Genomic DNA, 19821 nt, shown 5'->3' with positions numbered 1-19821 from the left:
TTAGCTACTTCCTTTCAATACCCGGCCAACGTACTGTGCAACAGCAGCAACCGAGGAAATTGTTCCCGGATAATCCATAAATGTGGGGCCAACTACTCCCATGCCACCCAAAATCTCGGTGCCGGTGCCATAGCCAGTTGAAACAACTGAAGTAGCGCGCAGCTCCTCGTCCTCGTTTTCCTCACCGATAGAAACGCGGACATGGTGTAAATCCTGCGCGGCCGACAGCAGTTTCAACACGACCACCTGTTCTTCGAGAGCCTCAAGAACCATGGGCAACGTAGAAGGTAAGCGACCGGCCATATTACCACGGGTCAAATTCGACGCCCCGGCCAGGATGAGCCTGTCATTCGGCCTCTCAATTAACGACTCCACCAGCACCGTCGAGCAGCGGATGATTACATCCCGCAAATCGCGCGGGGCGTTAGCCGCAAGATCGGAAATCGCAATCGACGCGTCGGCAAGTGTGTGCCCCGACATTGCACGGTTGAAATGCTCACGCAACAGCGGCACAAGATCGGGATCCATCGGTGCTGGCAGCTCGACATTGCGCTGCTCCACGCGCCCGGTGTCGGTGATGACTACCAGCAACAATCGCGCGTCGGCGAGCTGGACGACCTCGCAGTGTCGGACGCGGGAGACCTCCAGCGTCGGCACCTGCACTACTGCGACCTGGCGGGTTAGCTGGGCCAGCAGCTGCACACTTCGGCGCAGCACGTCCTCCAAATCGACGCCACCTTCGAGGAACTCGAGGATAGCTCGGCGCTCAGCCCGGGACAGCGGCTTAATCTGCGAAAGGTTGTCCACAAAAAGGCGGTAGCCCTTCTCAGTCGGGATACGCCCGGACGATGCATGTTCCTGCTGGATATACCCCTCGGCCTCCAGCACAGCCATGTCATTTCTAATGGTCGCCGAGGACACACCCAGATTGTGGCGCTCCACCAGAGCCTTCGAGCCGACCGGCTCCTGGGAAGCTACATAATCCGAGACAATTGCCCGAAGAACTTCCTGCCTGCGCTTATCCGTCTGAGATGACATGCGGATAGTTTAACTAAGGATGTCAACAATTATTGCGTCGGCCAGCAAACGGCCGCGATTGGTCAGCTGAATCCGCTGACCACCATCGACGGAAACAAACTCCACCATGCCCGCTTCCGCTTGCCGACGTGCCTTGTCCAGTTCATCCTCACCGAGCAGACTGGCATCAATACCCTCGGCCAGGCGGAGGCCCAACATAATCTTCTCGGTGTGTCGATCCTCGGCCGTTAGCCCTTCTGAATCCTTGACTGGCAACTCGCCGCCGGAAATGGTCACCGCGTAGCGAGCCGGATGCTTGACGTTGTAAAACCTCGTGCCATCCAGGTGCGAATGTGCACCAGGTCCCGCACCCCACCAATTTCCATCGCGCCAGTAGAGCATGTTGTGACGACACTGGCCGCCCGGTTTTGCCCAGTTGGACACCTCGTACCAGGAGAAACCGACCTGACTCAGTGCAGCATCGATGCGCTCGTAGCGGTCGGCGAGATCGTCGTCGTCGGGCATCGGCAGCTCACCGCGACGAACCTTACGCGCCATCGCGGTACCTGGCTCGACAATCAGCGAGTACGCCGAAACATGATCGACCTCCGTGGCCAGGACTGCCTCCAACGTCGTATCGAGGTCAGCCATCGACTCCCCTGGCGTGCCATAGATAACGTCGAGGTTTATGTGCTCAAAACCGGCCGCGCGGGCCTCCGCCACCGCTGCCGCAGGACGCCCCGGCGTGTGCGTACGATCCAAAGTGGCCAGCACATGCGGCACAGCCGACTGCATGCCCAAGCTCACACGGGTAAACCCTGCCTCGGCCAGGCCTTCGAAGAACTCCGGAGAGGTCGACTCGGGATTCGACTCGGTGGTGACCTCGGCGTCGTCGGCAAGCCCAAAACTGTTGCGCACACCGTCGAGCAGACGACGAAGACCGCTCGCCCCCAACATCGACGGCGTACCACCGCCGACGAATACGGTGTCGGCGCCACGCGCGAGTTCAGGGTGCTTTACGACGGCCATCTCGAGCTCAGCCACGATGGCATCGAGGTAGTCTCCCTGCGTTGCGCCACTGCCCAGCTGACCTGGCGTGTACGTGTTGAAATCACAGTAGCCACAACGGGTGGCACAGAATGGTACGTGTAAATAGACACCGAAGGAATCGGTGTGTGCGGAGGCTTCGCTCACGCATGCTCCTTGGCTCGACGTTGCTTGACGCGGCGGACAATTTCATCGATGCGGGCGCGTTCCATCAGGAACTCCGGAGGCCTGCGGCCGCGCAGCGCATTTGCAACTGCAGGATGAGTCTCGGGAACAGCGACGCACCAGGCAGCGGCAGCAGACAGTGCACGGCGACCAGACTGCGCGTAAAGCTGCGGAAGCACCACACTGCCGAGCTTTTCCACGCCTCGGATGTTTTCGGCGGAAACCCAGTCGGCGAGTTCCTCCAGGTAGGAGGCCACGGCATCGGAGCGAGCAATCATTGCCTGCGTGACCGTAGGGACTGCAACCGGATGCTTCAACGGTGCCGGGATGAGTGACAGCGACTGCACATCCGGTGACTTCGGTGCCGGATGCGGGTGACGCCGCGGTGCCGAAGCAGAGGAAAGAGTACCGATGCGCCCCGAGCGAATGCCGGAGGTAAACGCTTGGCGTAGCCCATCGAGTTCACCAATCAGAGGGCGGCAGTCCTCAACGGCCTCGTCGACGATGTCAGCGAGCTCGAGGACACATTCGTCCACCAGCTCACGATCTACATCAGCAACCGCCTGAGCGAGGTGCTCGATATGTTCGGCAACTTCGTCACCAATGTCGTAGAGCTCTTGGGTCACTTCGCGCAGGCGTAGCCGAGCATCGAAGTGGTTAATCATTGCCCGCCCTCCCACGACATCTTCGGCCTCGGTGACATCATTTTCGTTTCGTCTTTCGAACTTCGACGAATTTCGGCGAATGCCGGAAAATATCGGCGAACTTCGGCGTTCGAAAACTGAAAACTCCTTAAAAATTTCTAGCGCCCCTCACCTTAATGGGGTGAGGGGCGCTAGCGCGGTAACAACACGCTGCCGTTTTCTATCGACAGCGGGTTGAAAGCGAATTAACGCTGGTAGAGAGCCTCAATGTCGCGCGAGTAGTTGTCCATGACAATGTTGCGCTTGACCTTCATGGTCGGGGTCAGCTCGCCGCTTTCCTCGGTGAAGTCCTTGTCCAGGATGTGGAACTTCTTAATAGCCTCTGCGTGAGAAACCAGCTCGTTAGCGGAGTTGACGGCGTCCTGAATCTCGGCGCGCAAAACTGCGCTGGAGGCAGCGAGTTCACGGATTGAGGTGTGCTCGGGGACGGAGTGCTCAATCTTCCACTTCTCCAGTGCTTCCTCATCAAGAGTGACCAACACAGAGACGAACGGACGACCGTCGCCGATGACGACTGCCTGGGACACCAGCGGGTGCGCACGCATGCGGTCCTCCATCGGGCCCGGCGCGACATTCTTACCACCGGCGGTGACAATGAGGTCCTTCTTGCGGCCGGTGATCTTCAGGTGACCTTCTTCGGTCAGCTCACCGAGGTCGCCAGTCTTAAACCATTCGCCGTCGATGAAGGCTTCCTTGGTTGCCTCTTCGTTCTTCCAGTAGCGGTCAAACACAACCGGACCGCGCAGCAGAACTTCGCCATCATCAGCGATAGCGGCGGAACAGCCACCAACTGGACGACCAACGGTGCCAATGATTTGCTCGCCCGGGTTGTTCACGGTGATGGCGGCCGTGGACTCGGTCAGACCGTAGCCTTCGTAGACAGGCACACCGAGACCGCGGAAGAAGTGCCCGAGGTCAGAGGACAGAGCCGAACCACCGGAGATGGTGTACTGAACGGCGTCCCCCATAGCTGCGCGAATCTTCGAGAACAGCAGGCGATCGTAGAGCTGGCGACGCAGCTTCAAGACGCGCGACGGACCTGCCGGAGTATCCAGTGCTTTGGAGTACTCGATGGCGGTGGCCTCAGCACGCTCGAACATGGCCAGACCGAATGCGCCCTTCTCCTTAGCGGAGGCGTAGGCGGAGTCACGAACCTTCTCGAACACGCGCGGCACACCGAGAATCAGGTGCGGACGAGAACGCTGGAACTCCAGGGTGACGGTCTTGGTATCGGCCCAGTGAGACTGGGTAGCACCAGCGATAATCGAAGCCAGGGACACTGCGTGAGCCAACACGTGCGCCAACGGCAGGAAGGTCAGAATGCGGTTACCCGGACGGGCAATCAGGCCAATCTCGTTGGTGAGGATGGCGCGGGCCTCCGCCAGCCAGTTGCTGTGCAGGAGCACGCAGCCCTTCGGACGGCCAGTGGTACCGGAGGTGTAAATCACGGTTGCCAGGTCGTCGGCCTTGGTGTCCTTGATGCGACGCTCGACCTCGTCGCCGTCAATGTCACGGCCTTCGTAGCTAATGGTGTCAGTAGCGGAAGCGTTAATCTCCAGCACACGACGCAGCTGAGACTCACCCTCCGGGTTCTCGGTGCCTTTTTCGACCAGCAGCGGCTTCATGCGGTCGGTGTGCTCACGCGACTCGGTGAATGCGAAGACCGCACCGGAGTTTTCAATAATCCAACGGATCTGCCCAGAGGAAGAGGAGCCGTAAATCGGGACAACAGCGGCGCCCGCCATCCAGATAGCGGTATTGATCAGGTTCCACTCGTAGCGAGTCTCACTGAGCAGCGCTACGCGGTCGCCTGGCTGAACACCATTGGCGATTAGCCCCTTAGCGACCCCCTTTGCCTCGTCATAAAACTCCTGAGCGGTGACATTTACCCACTCAAAGTTCTTGGGGCGGGTGAAAAGCACCAGCTTCGGGCGCTTCTGCACCAGCTCCTGCAGCGAGGTAATAATCGTTTCGTCCTCGCCGATGACGTATTTCGCCTCAGTAGTATATTCACGCATCGAGTTACAAACCCCTACTTTCGGTAGTTCTGTCCGTCGTTGGTTTCGTTAGGAATCAACTTAGAACATCAAACCCTGCGCCGTTGTGATTTCACTAAATATTTCGATAACGAAGTGATTTGCCTTACTACTGGCAAAGTTTTTCTAAACTGGCATGATGGAAAGAGTGACACAGGCAGCTTCCAATCCTCCCCTTTCCTCTCCGCTCGCCGACCTCGCTAAAGATGTCGGAGTTGGGGTTTCCTACTACTCCACCGAGGGCCAACTCGTGCACGTCTCTCGTGAGACAGTGCTAAAAACTCTCGCTGCTCTCGACATCGATTTGGGCCCAGATCCCAGTGATGCCGAAATCAACGATGCCCGTCGTGAGTGGGCGGACACGCAGTGGTCTCGCCTTCTCCCGCCCGTGGTAGTTACCCGCCAGGGCATCTTCCACCGAGTTCTGGTCCACGTACCGCACGGCAGCAATGTCAGCGTGACTGTGAAACTGGAGGATGGCGCAGAATGGCCCTGCGCACAGGTGCACCACTTGGTTCCACCACGCCAGGTCGGCGATGTGTTGATGGGAGAAGCCGCCTTCGCAATTCCAGAGGATCTGCCACTTGGTTGGCACCGCTTGCGTGCAGTCAACGACGACAACGTCACTGAGTGCGATGTGGCCGTAACCCCCAACCGTCTCGCTACTGCCGACAAGTACGTGCAGAATCCTGCGCATGGCGTCATGGCACAGCTGTACTCGGTACGTTCCAGCCGCAGCTGGGGTATCGGCGATTTCGCTACCCTCGGCGACTTGGCACAGGTCAGCGCTCAGCACGCAGGCTCTGATTTCGTCCTCATCAATCCGTTGCACGCCGCAGAACCGCTGCCTCCGGTAGAAGACTCGCCGTACCTGCCCACCACGCGCCGCTATGTCAATCCGCTGTACGCACGGCCAGAGCTTATCGACGAGTTCGGGTACCTGGACAAGGACGAGGCCGATGAAGCCCGTGCGCTAGCGAACTCTTTCCACCAGCTCAATCACAGCTCTGATGAGATTGACCGCAACCCCATCTACGCTGCAAAGCTCAAGGTATTGCGGGCAATCCACAAGATCCCCCTGTCCAGCGCGCGCCAGGCGGAATTTGACCGTTGGCTGGAGGCCGAGGGCCGGGGCATTTACGACTACGCGTCGTGGTGCACCGAGCGTGAGCTCGCGGATCGCGCTGCTGCCCGCGATGCTGCACGCGCTGCCACTTCCGATTCTGGTGCCGTAGCCGAGAACGATATCGAGTTGGTTCCACCGCTGGGCAACCACGCCAGTGTCGAATCTCTGCGGGAGGAAATCTTCCAGTTCCACCTCTGGGTGCAGTGGATCCTCGATCAGCAGCTCGGTCAGGCACAAGAGGCAGCCCTGGATGCGGGTATGCGCATCGGCATCATGGCCGACCTTGCCGTCGGCGTACACCCTGGCGGCGCGGATGCCGAGAACCTTGCGGATTGGCTCGCTCCTGCTATCTCTGTTGGCGCACCGCCAGACGGTTTTAACCAGCGCGGCCAAGACTGGTCGCAGCCGCCGTGGAACCCGCACAAGCTAGCCGAGGCCGGCTACCGCCCCTGGCGCGACATGCTGCGCACAATCTTTCGCCACGCAGGTGGCATTCGTGTTGACCACGTGCTGGGTATGTTCCGCCTCTGGGTCATGCCGCGGATGGAGTCCCCAGTCAATGGCACGTACCTGTACTTCGACCACGAGGCCATGGTCGGCATTCTCGCACTTGAGGCCGAGCTCGCTGGGGCCGTCGTCGTAGGCGAAGACCTGGGCACCTTCGAGCCGTGGGTGCAGGACTACCTGGCCTCGCGGGGCATCATGGGCACCTCGATTGTGTGGTTTGAATCCGAGGGCGACCAGCCGAAACCACCGAGCGCCTACCGCAGCCTGTGCCTGTCCTCCGTCACCACGCACGATTTGCCGCCGACGGCAGGCTACCTCGCAGGCGAGCACATCAAGCTGCGGGAACGCCTGGGGCTATTGCTTTCCGACGTCGCGGAGGAAGACCGCCGGGACTTCGAGTGGATTCGAAAGGTTTTGGGCGCTGCCGAAGAAGCTGGCTGCTTTGGTGACACGGCTGCCGCGGACATGGATGTTCAGTCCCTCACCCGCGATAATCTGCCACCAATTGACGCACTGGTCACGGGCCTGCACCGCTTCCTCGACCAGACTCCATCCGCGCTGAAGTGTGAGGCCCTGGTGGACATGGTCGGCGATCGTCGTACCCAGAACCAGCCGGGCACGACCCACGACCAGTACCCGAACTGGTGCATTCCGCTAACCGATGCCGAGGGCAAGGCCGTGCTTGTCGAGGACCTGCCTCGCTTCCCCGGATTCAAGCGTTAATTGGTTCGTGAGCGCCTAATCCCTCATTTTTGCCGTTCACCGATTTTTCAGGTTATGTGCCCGGTACTAAAACCGAGGCTAAAACTGGAAATCGGTGACTGCACCAGCGATGAGGATGAGAAGAAGCAAAACGATTAGGGCAAGTAGGACCTTCGAGTGCCTCGACCGATGCATGCTAACTCAGCTCCCTACTGCGAAATATTTGCGAACTACCCAACTCTAGCCTGTTGGGCAAATTTCCTAATACTTTAAGACATACCTTAGGGCAGCGATAGCGACCCAATACTTAAAGGGGGCTTGTCCCAGCTCAATTCTTCGGGCCTCCCAGTGAGCTATCCGCGGGCCACTACCGCATCGGCTAGCTGTCGCTGCCCGCTCCTCGACACTCCTGCGAACGCTCCCGCCGGCGCACCGACCACTGCCACAGACGACCGCTGACAACATCGATTGCACCAACGAGAACGAAAGCAACAAAACCTCCGACTACCAGCAGAACCACGCATAGCGCGCTGACCTGCGCAAGCAGTGGCAATTGAATAAGCCACTGCCCTACCCTGTCGAATGCTTCTGCCATGAGTGTCAACCTACCCTGCCGGTGACCGGAATAACCAGTGGGCGGCGGTCGCGGGGCTCGTCGTAAAGCATGAAGCTAGGCATCAGTGCCCGACAGCCCGCGGCGTTCGAGGAGCGGCTGGATGTCCTTATCGCGGCCTCGGAAAGCGCGGTACGCAGCCATGAAGTCGATGGCACCACCACGGGAGAGGATCTCTTCACGGAAGTGGCTGCCGCCGCTGATTGTGGCACCGCCGTTGTCGGTGAACCAACCGAAACCGTCCGCATCGAGCACCTCTGCCCACAGGTAGGAGTAATAGCCCGCCGAATACCCACCGGCGAAGATGTGGTTGAAGTAGCGGGAACGGTAACGCGGGGCCAGGTGGGGAACATCGAGGCCAAGTTCGGCAAGTGCTTCCGCTTCGAAAGCGTCGACATCGGTGACCTTAGCCGCTTCCTCCTCGGTGAGGCTGTGCCAGGCCAGATCGATTGCGCACGCTGCGAGGTACTCAACCGTGGCAAATCCCTCACCAGCGGTGCGGGCCTTCTTCACCGACTCGACTAGCTCTGCTGGGATCGGCTCACCGGTACGAACGTGGACGGCGTAGTTGGCCAGAATGGACGGCTCAAGCGCCCAGTTCTCGTTGATCTGGGAGGGGAATTCCACAAAGTCGCGCGGGACGTTAGTGCCCGAGAAGGTCGGGTACGTGACGTCGGAAAGCAGACCGTGGAGGGCGTGCCCGAACTCGTGGAAAGCAGTGGTGACCTCGTCGAGTGTCAGCAGCACCGGGGTTCCCGGCTCGGTTTCGGCAATGTTCATCACGTTGACCACGACCGGCAGGCGGCCCAGCAGACGGGACTGATCCCTAAACGAGCTCATCCACGCACCACCGCGCTTGGTCGGACGCGAGAAGTAGTCCGTGATAATCAGGCCGATGGTCTCCCCTCCGCCCTGGCGGACCTCCCACACAGTCGTGCCCGGCGCGTATCCCTGCAGATCCTCGCGCTTGACGACTTCGATGCCGTAAAGCTTGCGGGCAGCGTAGAACACGCCGTCTTCGATGACACGGTGCAGCTCGAAGTAGTTCTTGAGCTCCTCCGTGTCGACTGCGAATTCTTCCGCTTTACGACGGCGCTCCCAGTACGGCCAGTCAGCGCCCGTGACCGTCTCATCGCCAGCCAAATCAGCGACCCGCTTGTACTCACCTTCAGCATTGGCAATGGCAGCTGGTGCCAGGTCTGCAATGAGCTTTCGAGCAGCCTCTGCGGTGGTTGCCGTCTCCTTGGCAATGACGTAATCCGCATGCGTGTCGTAGCCGAGCAGCTTGGCGCGGCGGGCACGCAGGCGTGCCATTTCCAGCACAATGTCGGAGTTGTCGAACTTGCCGGAGGCAGCACCCGCACGTCCCAGTGAGGCTTCGTAGAGCTTGGCACGAGTAGCCGGACTATCCAGGTCAGCCAGCTGTGCCGGAGTTGATGGTAGGTCCAGTGGAATCAGCCACGGCGCATCGGTGTCTGCCTTTTTCGCGTAGGCGGCGAAGGACGCAATGGCATCGTCGGAAAGCCCGGCGAGCTCCTCGCGGTCGTAGATTTCCACGGCGCGCGCAACGGTGTCCTTCAGCAGGTTTTCGCCGAAGGCGGTGGAAAGCTCAGAGAGGCGGGAATTGATACGGCTAAGCTCGGTTTTGTCCTCGTCGCTGAGGTCCGCACCGGCGCGCTGGAAGTCCTCGCGGACCTTCTTCAGCAGCAGCTTCGCCTCTTCCGGGTTGGCGGCATCGTCAACGCTGTCAATGGCATTGATGCGCTGCCACAGGTCACTGCGCATGCGAATCTGATCCAGGTGTGCCGAAAGCTGCGGGGCAATCTCGGCTTCAATTTCCATGCGGACATCGGTGGCGTCCGTGCCGGCAACGTTGAAGAAATAAGCAGCGACGCGGTCCAGATCTTGGCCCGCCTTCTCCATTGCCTCGATGGTGTTAACAAAGGTCGGTGCCTCCGACGACGTGGCGATGGCGTCAATCTCGCGTGCATGGCTGCGCATTGCTTCGCTAAACGCCTCGCGGACGTGGCTGTCATCGATTGCCGCAAAATCTGGCAATTCGCAGAACAATTCCGACGGTGTCAACAGTGGATTTCGTGCATCATTAGTCATAGTGAATTCAACTGTAGCGTGCTCGAAAACGCGAGCGCGACTACCACAGGCTCCCCGCCCTTCTGGCAGGACCAACAGTGACGAGGAGGCGTTTTCCGCCATGACAGAGACGACTATTTCCGCTCCCTGCGGGAGGCTAACCGGCCGTATTCACGATGGCGCAATACAAGTTTTCAATATCGATTACGCAGATGCTTCTCCGTTCGCCGCGTCGGCACCGGTGGCAGACGGCCCACAGTCGGGCACTCGGCGCTGTGAACCCGAGCGCGAATTAGTTCTCACCGTCACCGCACCGGCTGAGCCCGCGGACGCCTCCTATCCGGTATTGCTGTGGATTCACGGTGGTAGCTACGAGTTTGGGCATCCCTCCGAACCCTGGACGGACGCGACGGCCTTCGCACAGGCGGGCATCGTCACCGTTTCGCTTGGATACCGCAAGGGCCTCGAGGGCTTCTGGCGTGACAGTGAAACAGAGACCTACCGGGCCATTGATGACCTGTATCTGGGGCTGCAGTGGGCTCGTCGTAACGCGCCTGCCTTCGGCGGCGATATCGACAACATCACTATCTCGGGGCAATCGGCGGGTGCGGCGCTGGCGCTCACTCTGGCTGCCGACGATCGCACGCGCGGCCAGATCCAACGCACCATTGCCATGTCGCCGGCCTTCTCGCTGCTGTCGGGCTCGCGCCTCCGCCGCACGTTGGCCGGCATCGGCGTGGGACGTGTGCCGTCCACCGACGTCTTTTCGCGTGCCGACGAACGCAGGGTCGCTCGGGCCCAGAAATTGGTGTCGGCATCCTCGCCTTCGGATCCGGCAATTGGGCCTCGCTTCGACAGCTTTGCTCCCACACTGCCGACGATGGTGACCGCCACCAGCGAAGAGTTCTTCTCAGAACCGCCGGTTGTGGCGATGGACAAGTTGCCCATGCGGGAGTGGATGGCTCGGCGCTACGCCAAGGGGCATCGCGGCCACGGCGAATTTCCGGCCACCGCCTATGCCGAGCGTCCGATGGGGAATGTCATTTCTGACTCAGCGATTCGCTCATACGCTGTTAAAGTCGCCGAACGGTCCGTGGCGGCTGAGCTGGATGTGTGGGCGGCACAGTTCGAACCGGGAGAAGGGTTGGGCTATGCACCTGCTGGCCGCACCAGTGGTGCTCCGCACTGCATCGACATTGCACGCTTCTTCGGTATGAAGGAACCCAACCATCCCTTCCACCAAGTGGCGGTCGAGTTCATCCGCAAAGGCACCTCACACATGCCCCGCTACAACGACGACCGCAAGGTGACTACCTTTGCCGGCGCTGACGCCCAGGCAGTCGAGGGCATTGCCATCGATGCGTGGGCGGCTCCGCGCCAGCTCTTTGGTGCATAAAACGGGATTAGGCGCATGAGACGGCTGAGGCTTGCCATTGGCCGCACCGGTTAGCGCTGCTATTTAGCTCGGCAGAGTCTGCATGTACTGGTAAATCTCCACGCAGACCAAAATGGTAATTAGCGTGATGAGTACTGCAATGAGTTTCCTGCGATCCATAGCCACCGTTCTTACCGAAGCACCTGGTTGGGCGCAAGCTTTACCAATTGTGTTTAACTGTCAACCATGGAGCCACTTGATTTACTAGTCCCCGAAAACTCTGCGCTGCAGCCGGTCGACCCCGCGCTGGCTAAGGTGAAGCGAATCGCGCACGCTGCTCCCCTGCTATTTATCACGGTTGCAGCTGCCGTAGCCGCGGTGGCGTGGACTCCGTGGATGTGGTTGGGAGTCCTCGCCTGCGTGCTCTACTTCGCATATATCTACTGGCTCATCGGCCGCCGAGTTCGTGCCCACCGATACCTCGAAGGAGATAACGACTTCATCGTTGCGTCCGGACGCTGGTGGCGCTCGGTCACTATTGTCCCGTACGGACGAATCCAGTTCATCGACATCGATGAAGGACCGCTGCTTCGCCTGTTTGGACTGGCAACGCTGAAGCTCAACACAGCATCGGCGAGCTCGGATGCCGCCGTCCACGGTCTGCCACGCGAAGAAGCTCTCGCCCTGCGCGCCCGTCTATCTCAGCGCGCCCACGACCGGATGGCGGGTCTTTAAATGAGGCATAGAGTTCATCCACTATCCCCGCTGCTCAAAAGCTTCGCCACAATCGCTGCTGTGACTGCATTCGCAGTTGCGAATCAGTGGCAATTGGCCGTTGCTGTCGTGACTCAGCTCTACGACTGGGCATGGCTCGGTCTCCTTATCGGTACCGGTGCGGTCGCCATAATTATTGGTCTAATTGCATTTTTCTCGTGGTTGTCCTGGCGGTATACGTTCTACGAACTCACCGACGATGAGGTTCGCTACGGCTCCGGATGGCTACTGCGTTCTCGACGCGCGGCACGGCTCGACCGCGTGCAGGCGGTGGATATCAACCAACCATTGTTGGCGCGCATTTTCGGGCTCGCCGAAATTGTCATCGAAACAGCCGGCGGCTCCGATTCGCACTTCACGATCAAATACCTCACTCCCCCGCAATGCGAACAGTTCCGCGCTGACGTGTTGGGCGAGGTAGAAAAGCTGGACACCGAACTGGCACATTCGCTTTACGACGGCGACAGCCCCGCCGCTGCTCAAGACTCCAGTGCCCACATGTCCTCCCGCATGTCCGACGCGAAAACTATTTTTGGCCCGGTCGATGTCGGACGGTTGGTCGCATCCGTGGCCATTGGACCCGGTCTTTTCGTCGGCATAGCTCTCATCCTCCTCGCCGTTGTCTCTGCGCTGTTTACCGACTTCATCGTGGAAATCCTCAGCGGAGTAACCATCACTACTCTGATTGTGATTGGCAGTTTCGCGCTCGGCCTTTTCGGAGTACTAAATCAGTCGTGGGATTTCACGCTGAAGGTGTCGTCGGAAAGCAGGCGTCTGGCAATTACCGCCGGGCTGTTGTCGACACGCGCTCAAACCATTCCCATTGATCGCATTCATGGCTTCAAAGTGGTGCAACCGCTCTGGTGGCGCCCGTGGAAATGGTCCCGTGCCGATGTCTCGGTGGCGGGCTATGGCCTGGACAGCACACAGTCGAACAACGCACTGGTGCCCGTGGCGCCGGCGGCGGAGACCGATACGATTGTCGATGATTTGATGACTGAGATTGCGGGACCGTCCTCTGCCGATGACCTGTTGGGCTCCTGGCAGACTCCACGCACGGCATGGTGGCTCAGCCCAATTGACTGGAAATTTCAAAAGGTGCAGGCCACGCGGCGGGGGCTGTTGGTGACCAAGGGTCGGTTCTGGCATACGCGGTTCATGGTCCCATGGCAGCGCATCCAGGGGCATACACTAACCATTTCTCCGCTGAAGAAAGCGGCGGGAGTGGCGAACGTGCGAATCGACATGGTGCCAGGAACCGTCACACCGGTGGCAACGGAGTTGGCGCTGGCTGATGCGTATCAACTCGCCGCGCTGATTCAGGAACACAAGGCTGTTTAAAAGGTGTTTCATGAGGTCTCCCAGGACCGCCGACTCGCGCGGTTTTGTGGGATCTCGCAGGAAAACTCCCTCTGCAGGCTAGCGGCATAGTCATTACGCTGGGATGCATGACTATCGCCAAGAAAGATTACGAGTGGTACCGCAGCGCGGTGTTCTATGAGGTGCTCGTCCGAGCCTTCTTTGACTCCGACAACAACGGCTCCGGCGACCTCAAAGGGCTGACGGAAAAGCTCGATTATCTGCAATGGCTGGGTGTCGACTGCCTCTGGCTGCCGCCTTTCTACGACTCCCCGCTGCGCGACGGCGGTTACGATATCCGCGACTTCCGCGCCGTTCTCGACGAGTTTGGCACGGTCGAGGATTTCAAGGTGCTTCTCGACGAGGCCCATGCGCGCGGTATCCGCGTTATTACTGACCTGGTGATGAACCACACCTCCGATAGCCATGAGTGGTTCCAGCAGTCGCGCACTGACCCCGATGGCCCCTACGGCGACTTTTATGTCTGGACCGATGACCCGGACACCTACTCGGGCGCACGCATTATTTTCGTGGATACCGAGGATTCCAACTGGACCTACGACCCGGTGCGTGGTCAGTACTACTGGCACCGCTTCTTCTCCCACCAGCCAGATCTGAACTATGACAATCCGGCGGTGCAGGAAGCAATGCTCGATGTGCTGCGCTTCTGGTCGGATCTCGGCATTGATGGCTTCCGCCTCGACGCTGTTCCCTACCTGTTTGAACGCGAGGGTACTAACTGCGAGAACCTGCCCGAGACCCACGCTTTTCTGAAGCGCTGCCGCAAGGTCATGGACGAGGAATACCCGGGTCGCGTCCTGCTGGCGGAGGCCAACCAGTGGCCCTCCGATGTGGTGGAATACTTCGGCGACCCGGAGGTCGGTGGCGACGAATGCCACATGGCTTTCCACTTCCCGCTTATGCCACGCATTTTCATGGCGGTGCGCAAGCAGTCCCGCTTTCCCATCTCGGAGATCCTGGAGTCCACGCCAGAGATTCCCTCTTCGGCTCAGTGGGGTATTTTCCTGCGCAACCACGATGAGCTGACGTTGGAAATGGTCACTGATGCAGAGCGCGACTACATGTACGCCGAGTATGCCCACGATCCGCGGATGAAGGCCAACATCGGCATTCGCCGTCGGCTAGCGCCATTGCTGCAAAATGACCGCACCCAACTCGAGCTTTTCAACGCCCTGTTGTTGTCCCTACCGGGTTCGCCGGTGCTCTACTACGGCGATGAAATCGGTATGGGCGACAACATCTGGCTCGGCGACCGCGATGGCGTGCGCACACCGATGCAGTGGTCGCCCGACCGCAACGCCGGGTTCTCCAAGGCCGACCCCGGTCGGCTCTATCTGCCGACCATTCAGGATGCGACCTACGGCTACCAGGCGGTCAATGTCGAAAACCAAGCGAGCTACTCCAACTCCCTGTTGAATTGGGTGCGTCGACTAATTCAGGTTCGCAAGCGCTATGAGGCTTTTGGCCTCGGTGACTTCCGCGAGCTGAATAGCGATACCGCCTCTGTTCTGACCTATCTGCGCACATACGGCGACGAAGTGCTGCTGTGCGTCAACAACCTGTCTTCCTACCCCGCGGCCGTCTCACTGGATCTGTCCGAGTTCGCCGGTTCCACCCCGGTAGAGCTCACTGGTTCGGTTCCCTTCCCCACGATTGGCACCGATTCCTACCAGATCACGCTTCCTGGCCACGGTTTCTACTGGTTCGAAATCCAGCTTCCGCCGGAGACAAACGCCGAATCGAGCGTCTCAATGTCCGCGCCGACAATCCCGGTTGCACAGGCGATATCGGACGCGCCGGTGACGTCATCACGCGAGCACTCTGGCACCGCTACCGATGCCAATGCCGATGCCGTCACAAACGCCGATAATAGAGAGTGATCTTTAAGTCCCGAAAGGCGAATGAACTGAAATGACTATTCCCACCGCCGATTTCATTGCCGAAGAGCTGGCAGACACACTGGTCAGGATGCGCTTTTTCGCTGACAAGGTCTCCGACATCGACCACGTCGAGATCCTCGCGCTTGACCCCGTACTGCGCGACAATCCCAACAGTCCGGATGTCGATATCGCATTGGTGAGGGTGCACACCGCCCATTCCGCACCGACCTATCAGCTGCCCATCGCTTGGGCGCAGGACGTCCCCGAGGGCCACGAGCAGTCCCTACTGGTTCGCGCCGAGGGCGTCGTCGGCTACGACGCTCTGATTGATTCGGATGCCATTACGGCACTCGGCCAGAAGCTTTCCGACGAAGGCAAGCTCGGCCGCATGGAACTGCGGCGTGTGCCGGGCTCTGAGCAGCCCCGACCGGAATCCGGCCGCCCTATGGGAGTCGAACAGTCGAATACCTCGGTCATTTTCGACGACCGCGTGATGTGCAAGTTCTTCCGTCGCCTCTACCCCGGCACTAATGCCGATGTGGAGATGCTGGCCGCACTGGCCCAGGCGGATTGCAAGTTCGTCCCTGAGCTCTACTCCTGGGTAGAGACCACCATTGGCGAGGACACCTACACCACCGCCATGCTGCAGGAATTCGCACCGAACTCGGTCGATGGCTGGGAGCTGGCTCTTGGCGCAGTCCGCGACGCCATCCGCGACGCCCAGACCCCGCTGGAAGATTTGGGCACCGACTTTACCTCCGAAGCCCGTGCGCTCGGCGAAGCAGTGGCCTCGGTGCACAGCAGCCTCGCCGCCGCTGTCGCGGTGAAGAATCGCCTGACCGGTGCGGAGTTGGTGGCTCCCCTGCGTGCTCGCCTGGACTTCGTCGCTGGTGTGGTGCCACAAATTGCGGAGGTCAAGGATAAGGCGCAGGCTATCTTCGATCGCGCAGAGGCTGCGGTACCGGAAGGTGGTGCCGTCGTCCAGCGAATCCACGGTGATCTGCACTTGGGGCAGGTATTGCGCACTCCAAGCTCATGGCGCTTGATTGACTTCGAAGGCGAGCCGTCGCGCCCGTGGGAGGAGCGCCGTCTGCCGGACCACCGCCTGCGCGATATCGCCGGCATGATTCGCTCCTTCGATTACGCCGCTCACTACCCGCTGCTGACGGGACGTGAGGACACCGAGGCAGCGACCGAGCGTGTTGAGCAGTGGGCTCGCCGCAATATCGATGCCTTCCTGGAAGGCTATGGCGACAGCAGCGACCCGGTGCTGTTGGAAGCGTTTGTTCTGGATAAGGCTATCTATGAGTGCCTTTACGAAGCCCAGAACCGTCCCAACTGGCTACCGCTGCCGCTTGGTGCTGTGCGCTCGCTGTTAGGATAGGGCTCTTGTCGCAGTAATTTCATAGCGGGGAGTCATCATCCCGCAAGATAGAGGTCTTTCGTGCGTCTGCTCAGCAGAATCCTATCCACCACGCGAGTGCTCTGGCCTTTCTATATCGGGGTCATCATCTGTTCGCTGGCCACCGCCGCCGCGTCGTTGATTAGCCCCTTCCTCATCCGCGATGCCACCGACGCCATCGTCGGCGCGGTGTCCAGCGATGAAGGCTTGAGCCAAGCGGCGATGTCCAACACCACTCGCACCGTGATTTGGCTGATCATCGGACTGCTGATTGCCGATCTGACGCAAACCATCGTGCATAACATCGGTGGTTACCTGGGCGATGTGATGACTGCGCGCATGCGCGAGATTCTGTCGACCCGTTACTATGCAAAGCTGCTGTCTCTGCCGCAGCGCTATTTCGACAGCCAGGTCACCGGCACAATTATCGCCCGCCTGGAACGCTCGATTACCAATATCACGCAATTCCTCCAGGCGTTTTCCAACAACTTCTTCCCGATGTTGTTGACCGTCGGTGCAGTGCTGGCCATCACTGCTTGGTACTACTGGCCGCTGGCCGTGCTGCTGATTATCGTTTTCCCGGTCTACACCCTGCTCACCGCGTTGACGTCGAGACGCTGGCAAAAGGTTGAAGCCAAGAAAAACGAACAAATCGATATCGCCGGTGGCCGTTTTGCCGAGGTCATCGGCCAGGTCAAGGTTGTTCGATCCTTCACCGCGGAGCTGCGCGAAATCGCTTTCTTTGGTTCCCGTTTCCGCCGCACCATCTCCCTGACCCACGAGCAGTCAACGTGGTGGCACCGCATGGATGCCCTGCGCGGCGGCATTTTGAACGTCATCTTCGCAGGTATCTACCTGCTGCTTTTCCTGCGCACGCTGTCGGGCGAATTCTCCATCGGCACCATGGTCATGCTCATTCAGCTGATTAATATGGCGCGCCAACCGGTGACCATGATGAGCTTCTTGGTCGACGCTGCCCAGCGCGCAGTCGCCGGTTCCCGGGACTACTTCAAGGTCATGGAACTTACCCCAGAGGCTCGCACGCAGCCGGAGCTCCTCAATGCGGCGACCGCGAATAACGGCGACTTCGCCCCCGCATCTGTTGGTTCCATCTCAGCCAACGCCGCTAGCGACAGCGCCTACCGCTCCTCCCTGGAACGCGCGGCCGAACAGAAGGCTGCCGGCGCTCCCATTGTCGACTTCGATGCAGTGGACTTCGCCTACGAAGAGGACAAGCCGGTGCTCTCCAACGTCAGCTTCCAGGCGTACTCAGGTCAAAAAATCGCCTTGGTCGGCGAATCGGGTGGCGGCAAGTCCACCATTGTCAACCTGCTACTCGGCTTCTATGCGCCGACCGCAGGCCACCTGAGCGTCCTGGGTTCGGATGTCTCCGAGGTTTCCGGTTCCACTCTGCGCGCCGGCTCTGCCGTCGTGTTCCAGGACTCCTCGCTGTTCTCCGGCACGATTCGAGAGAACATCGCCTACGGCAAACCCAACGCTACCGATGAGGAAGTCATCGCTGCGGCCAAAAAGGCCAATGCCGACAACTTCATTCGCAGCTTCGCCGACGGCTACGACACCACTATTGGTGAGCGCGGGCTGAAGCTCTCGGGTGGCCAGAAGCAGCGCATCGCTATTGCGCGCGCAATTTTGAAGGATGCTCCCCTCCTCATCCTGGACGAGGCCACTTCGGCGCTGGACACCAAGGCAGAACGCGAAGTTCAGCGTGGCTTAGACAAGCTGATGGAGGGGCGCACCACGGTTATCATCGCCCACCGCCTGTCCACGATTTCCGATGTGGACACCATCGTTACGCTGCGTGACGGTCACGTCGACGAGGTGGGCGCACCCGCCGAATTGGCACAGACTGACGGTATCTACGCCGAGCTGCTGCGCCTGACGGCCTCGGCTTCTGCGGCGGATCGTCTGCGCCTGAAGAGCTACGGAATCAAGGGGTAACGCGACGTCGTCAAGCATGCGGGAAAAGCTTGACGACGAGAACCCCCTTGCGTTCTTTTACGGACGGGGAACGATGTAGCGGCCAGCGCCTGGGACGATTTCCACCGTAACTGGCATCGGGAACATGAGGTCGCCGTCAGCGTAGGCATTCATCTGGCGTGGTGGGCCGATATATTCCACGTAAGCCTTCTTAGCGCGATAGGTGCTGACCTCACCGATTTTTTCAACGGTGCCGTCGAATACGGACTTGAAAGCAAGGGCGGCCTTGATCCGTCCGGCCTTGCCGATGACGGTGATGTCCATCAGGCCATCGGAGTGGTCTGCAGACGGGCAAATCTTCATACCACCGCCGTAAGAACGGGTGTTGCCGAAAGCGGCCAGCGTGATGGGATCTTCGAGAACCCGATCGTCATCAAGCGTGAGGCGAAATGGCAGGGAGTGGAAAGCCAAGAATTCGCGGACGATGGCCAGGTTGTAGCGGTTGCGGCCGTGTGGCCAGGTCATCTGATTGACGCGGTCGGAGACAATGGAGTCGAAGCCGGCACACATGATGGTGCCGAACCAGCGCCGGTCCCCTGTTGCGCTCGTAATGCGACCGAGGTCAGTGGTTGTCCAGAAACCGTCGGCGATAACGTGAGCAGCATCGCGAGCATTGCCACGCGGCAGATTGTATTCACGGCCGTGGTCGTTTCCGGTGCCAGCGGGGATAATGCCGAGGGGGATGCCGGTCTGTGCCTGTTCCTGCAGCGCGAGGTTAATCATGCCGTCGCCGCCGCAAACTGCCAAGGCATCGATTCGGCCGTCGGCGATGACCTCACGAATGAGCTTGCGGGCGTCGTCGGGGTTAGCACCTTGGAGAGCGATGACGTCGATACCGCGATCCGCGAACACCCGACTTGCCCGAGCTGAGGCAATCTGCGAGGCGCCATGACCGGCGTGGGGGTTAGTGACCAGAGCGAGGGTACGAATCTCAGTTGTTCCCAGCGGGTAACTGAGATCTTTGTCGTTAGCGTTCATCGAAGAATTACCTACTTTTACGTGGG

Annotated in this window: 14 protein-coding genes; 7 read left to right on the top strand and 7 right to left on the bottom strand. The window is 59.7% G+C overall.

Annotation, left to right across the window (positions count from 1 at the left end; genetic code table 11):
- The 4 genes from hrcA to HMPREF3042_RS03250 all read right to left on the bottom strand — a co-directional run bounded on the left by hrcA (position 1) and on the right by HMPREF3042_RS03250 (position 4951).
- On the bottom strand, positions 1–1038 hold the full coding sequence (gene hrcA / locus HMPREF3042_RS03265) for a heat-inducible transcriptional repressor HrcA (RefSeq protein ID WP_048732700.1): 1038 nt from the start codon (positions 1036–1038) through the stop codon (positions 1–3).
- 9 nt (positions 1039–1047) lie between these two features.
- Positions 1048–2211 carry a radical SAM family heme chaperone HemW gene (hemW, locus tag HMPREF3042_RS03260; RefSeq protein ID WP_070856049.1) on the bottom strand — a complete coding sequence of 388 codons (1164 nt, stop codon included), beginning with the start codon at positions 2209–2211 and terminating at the stop codon, positions 1048–1050.
- Positions 2208–2894 (bottom strand): hypothetical protein, encoded by a 687-nt coding sequence (locus HMPREF3042_RS03255; protein ID WP_070856048.1) that lies wholly within the window; start codon positions 2892–2894, stop codon positions 2208–2210. Before HMPREF3042_RS03255 ends, hemW begins: the two co-directional genes overlap by 4 nt.
- Positions 2895–3118: 224 nt before the next feature.
- Positions 3119–4951 carry an AMP-dependent synthetase/ligase gene (locus HMPREF3042_RS03250; protein ID WP_070856047.1) on the bottom strand — a complete coding sequence of 611 codons (1833 nt, stop codon included), beginning with the start codon at positions 4949–4951 and terminating at the stop codon, positions 3119–3121.
- A 154-nt stretch (positions 4952–5105) separates the two neighbouring features.
- Between HMPREF3042_RS03250 and malQ the strand changes: the two genes are divergently transcribed.
- Positions 5106–7325 carry a 4-alpha-glucanotransferase gene (malQ, locus tag HMPREF3042_RS03245; RefSeq protein WP_070856046.1) on the top strand — a complete coding sequence of 740 codons (2220 nt, stop codon included), beginning with the start codon at positions 5106–5108 and terminating at the stop codon, positions 7323–7325.
- A 358-nt stretch (positions 7326–7683) separates the two neighbouring features.
- Here malQ and HMPREF3042_RS03240 read toward each other — a convergent pair whose 3' ends face one another.
- Positions 7684–7899, bottom strand: coding sequence for a hypothetical protein (locus tag HMPREF3042_RS03240; protein WP_070429166.1), 216 nt, complete (start codon positions 7897–7899; stop codon positions 7684–7686).
- Between the two features lie 75 nt (positions 7900–7974).
- A complete protein-coding gene (locus HMPREF3042_RS03235) occupies positions 7975–10029 on the bottom strand; it encodes a M3 family metallopeptidase (protein WP_070856066.1) in 2055 nt (684 codons plus the stop codon).
- Between the two features lie 100 nt (positions 10030–10129).
- Here HMPREF3042_RS03235 and HMPREF3042_RS03230 point away from each other — a divergent pair, with 100 nt between their 5' ends.
- The 6 genes from HMPREF3042_RS03230 (at position 10130) to HMPREF3042_RS03205 (ending at position 18778) form a co-directional block, all read left to right on the top strand.
- Entirely contained in the window at positions 10130–11404 is a 1275-nt protein-coding gene (locus tag HMPREF3042_RS03230) for a carboxylesterase family protein (RefSeq protein ID WP_070856045.1), read from the top strand.
- Between the two features lie 225 nt (positions 11405–11629).
- Entirely contained in the window at positions 11630–12118 is a 489-nt protein-coding gene (locus tag HMPREF3042_RS03225) for a PH domain-containing protein (RefSeq protein WP_070856044.1), read from the top strand.
- 60 nt (positions 12119–12178) lie between these two features.
- Complete coding sequence (locus HMPREF3042_RS03220; protein ID WP_168168121.1) at positions 12179–13498, top strand: PH domain-containing protein; 1320 nt, start codon at positions 12179–12181, stop codon at positions 13496–13498.
- A gap of 107 nt (positions 13499–13605) precedes the next feature.
- A complete protein-coding gene (treS, locus tag HMPREF3042_RS03215) occupies positions 13606–15417 on the top strand; it encodes a maltose alpha-D-glucosyltransferase (RefSeq protein ID WP_070566609.1) in 1812 nt (603 codons plus the stop codon).
- 31 nt (positions 15418–15448) lie between these two features.
- Positions 15449–16801: a maltokinase N-terminal cap-like domain-containing protein gene (locus HMPREF3042_RS03210; protein ID WP_070856042.1), complete on the top strand. Its 1353-nt coding sequence runs from the start codon at positions 15449–15451 to the stop codon at positions 16799–16801.
- A 60-nt stretch (positions 16802–16861) separates the two neighbouring features.
- A complete protein-coding gene (locus tag HMPREF3042_RS03205; RefSeq protein WP_070856041.1) occupies positions 16862–18778 on the top strand; it encodes an ABC transporter ATP-binding protein in 1917 nt (638 codons plus the stop codon).
- 57 nt (positions 18779–18835) lie between these two features.
- Here the strand turns inward: HMPREF3042_RS03205 and HMPREF3042_RS03200 are convergent, their stop codons facing one another.
- Complete coding sequence (locus tag HMPREF3042_RS03200) at positions 18836–19795, bottom strand: diacylglycerol kinase (RefSeq protein ID WP_016423132.1); 960 nt, start codon at positions 19793–19795, stop codon at positions 18836–18838.
- Positions 19796–19821: the final 26 nt, after the last annotated feature.

It is taken from the genome of Corynebacterium sp. HMSC074C05, assembly GCF_001838325.1.
GTDB lineage: Bacteria > Actinomycetota > Actinomycetes > Mycobacteriales > Mycobacteriaceae > Corynebacterium > Corynebacterium amycolatum.
The sequence above is the reverse complement of the archived record's forward strand: the minus strand, read 5'-3'. Positions and strand labels throughout refer to the sequence as shown.

What these genes read in the sequence shown, in the direction of transcription:
- malQ (WP_070856046.1), top strand. Translation starts at nt 5,106, where the DNA reads ATGATGGAAAGAGTGACACAGGCAGCTTCCAATCCTCCCCTTTCCTCT.
- HMPREF3042_RS03255 (WP_070856048.1), bottom strand. Translation starts at nt 2,894, where the DNA reads ATGATTAACCACTTCGATGCTCGGCTACGCCTGCGCGAAGTGACCCAA.
- HMPREF3042_RS03210 (WP_070856042.1), top strand. Translation starts at nt 15,449, where the DNA reads ATGACTATTCCCACCGCCGATTTCATTGCCGAAGAGCTGGCAGACACA.
- HMPREF3042_RS03240 (WP_070429166.1), bottom strand. Translation starts at nt 7,899, where the DNA reads ATGGCAGAAGCATTCGACAGGGTAGGGCAGTGGCTTATTCAATTGCCA.
- HMPREF3042_RS03225 (WP_070856044.1), top strand. Translation starts at nt 11,630, where the DNA reads ATGGAGCCACTTGATTTACTAGTCCCCGAAAACTCTGCGCTGCAGCCG.
- treS (WP_070566609.1), top strand. Translation starts at nt 13,606, where the DNA reads ATGACTATCGCCAAGAAAGATTACGAGTGGTACCGCAGCGCGGTGTTC.
- HMPREF3042_RS03235 (WP_070856066.1), bottom strand. Translation starts at nt 10,029, where the DNA reads ATGACTAATGATGCACGAAATCCACTGTTGACACCGTCGGAATTGTTC.
- HMPREF3042_RS03200 (WP_016423132.1), bottom strand. Translation starts at nt 19,795, where the DNA reads ATGAACGCTAACGACAAAGATCTCAGTTACCCGCTGGGAACAACTGAG.
- HMPREF3042_RS03250 (WP_070856047.1), bottom strand. Translation starts at nt 4,951, where the DNA reads ATGCGTGAATATACTACTGAGGCGAAATACGTCATCGGCGAGGACGAA.
- hrcA (WP_048732700.1), bottom strand. Translation starts at nt 1,038, where the DNA reads ATGTCATCTCAGACGGATAAGCGCAGGCAGGAAGTTCTTCGGGCAATT.
- HMPREF3042_RS03230 (WP_070856045.1), top strand. Translation starts at nt 10,130, where the DNA reads ATGACAGAGACGACTATTTCCGCTCCCTGCGGGAGGCTAACCGGCCGT.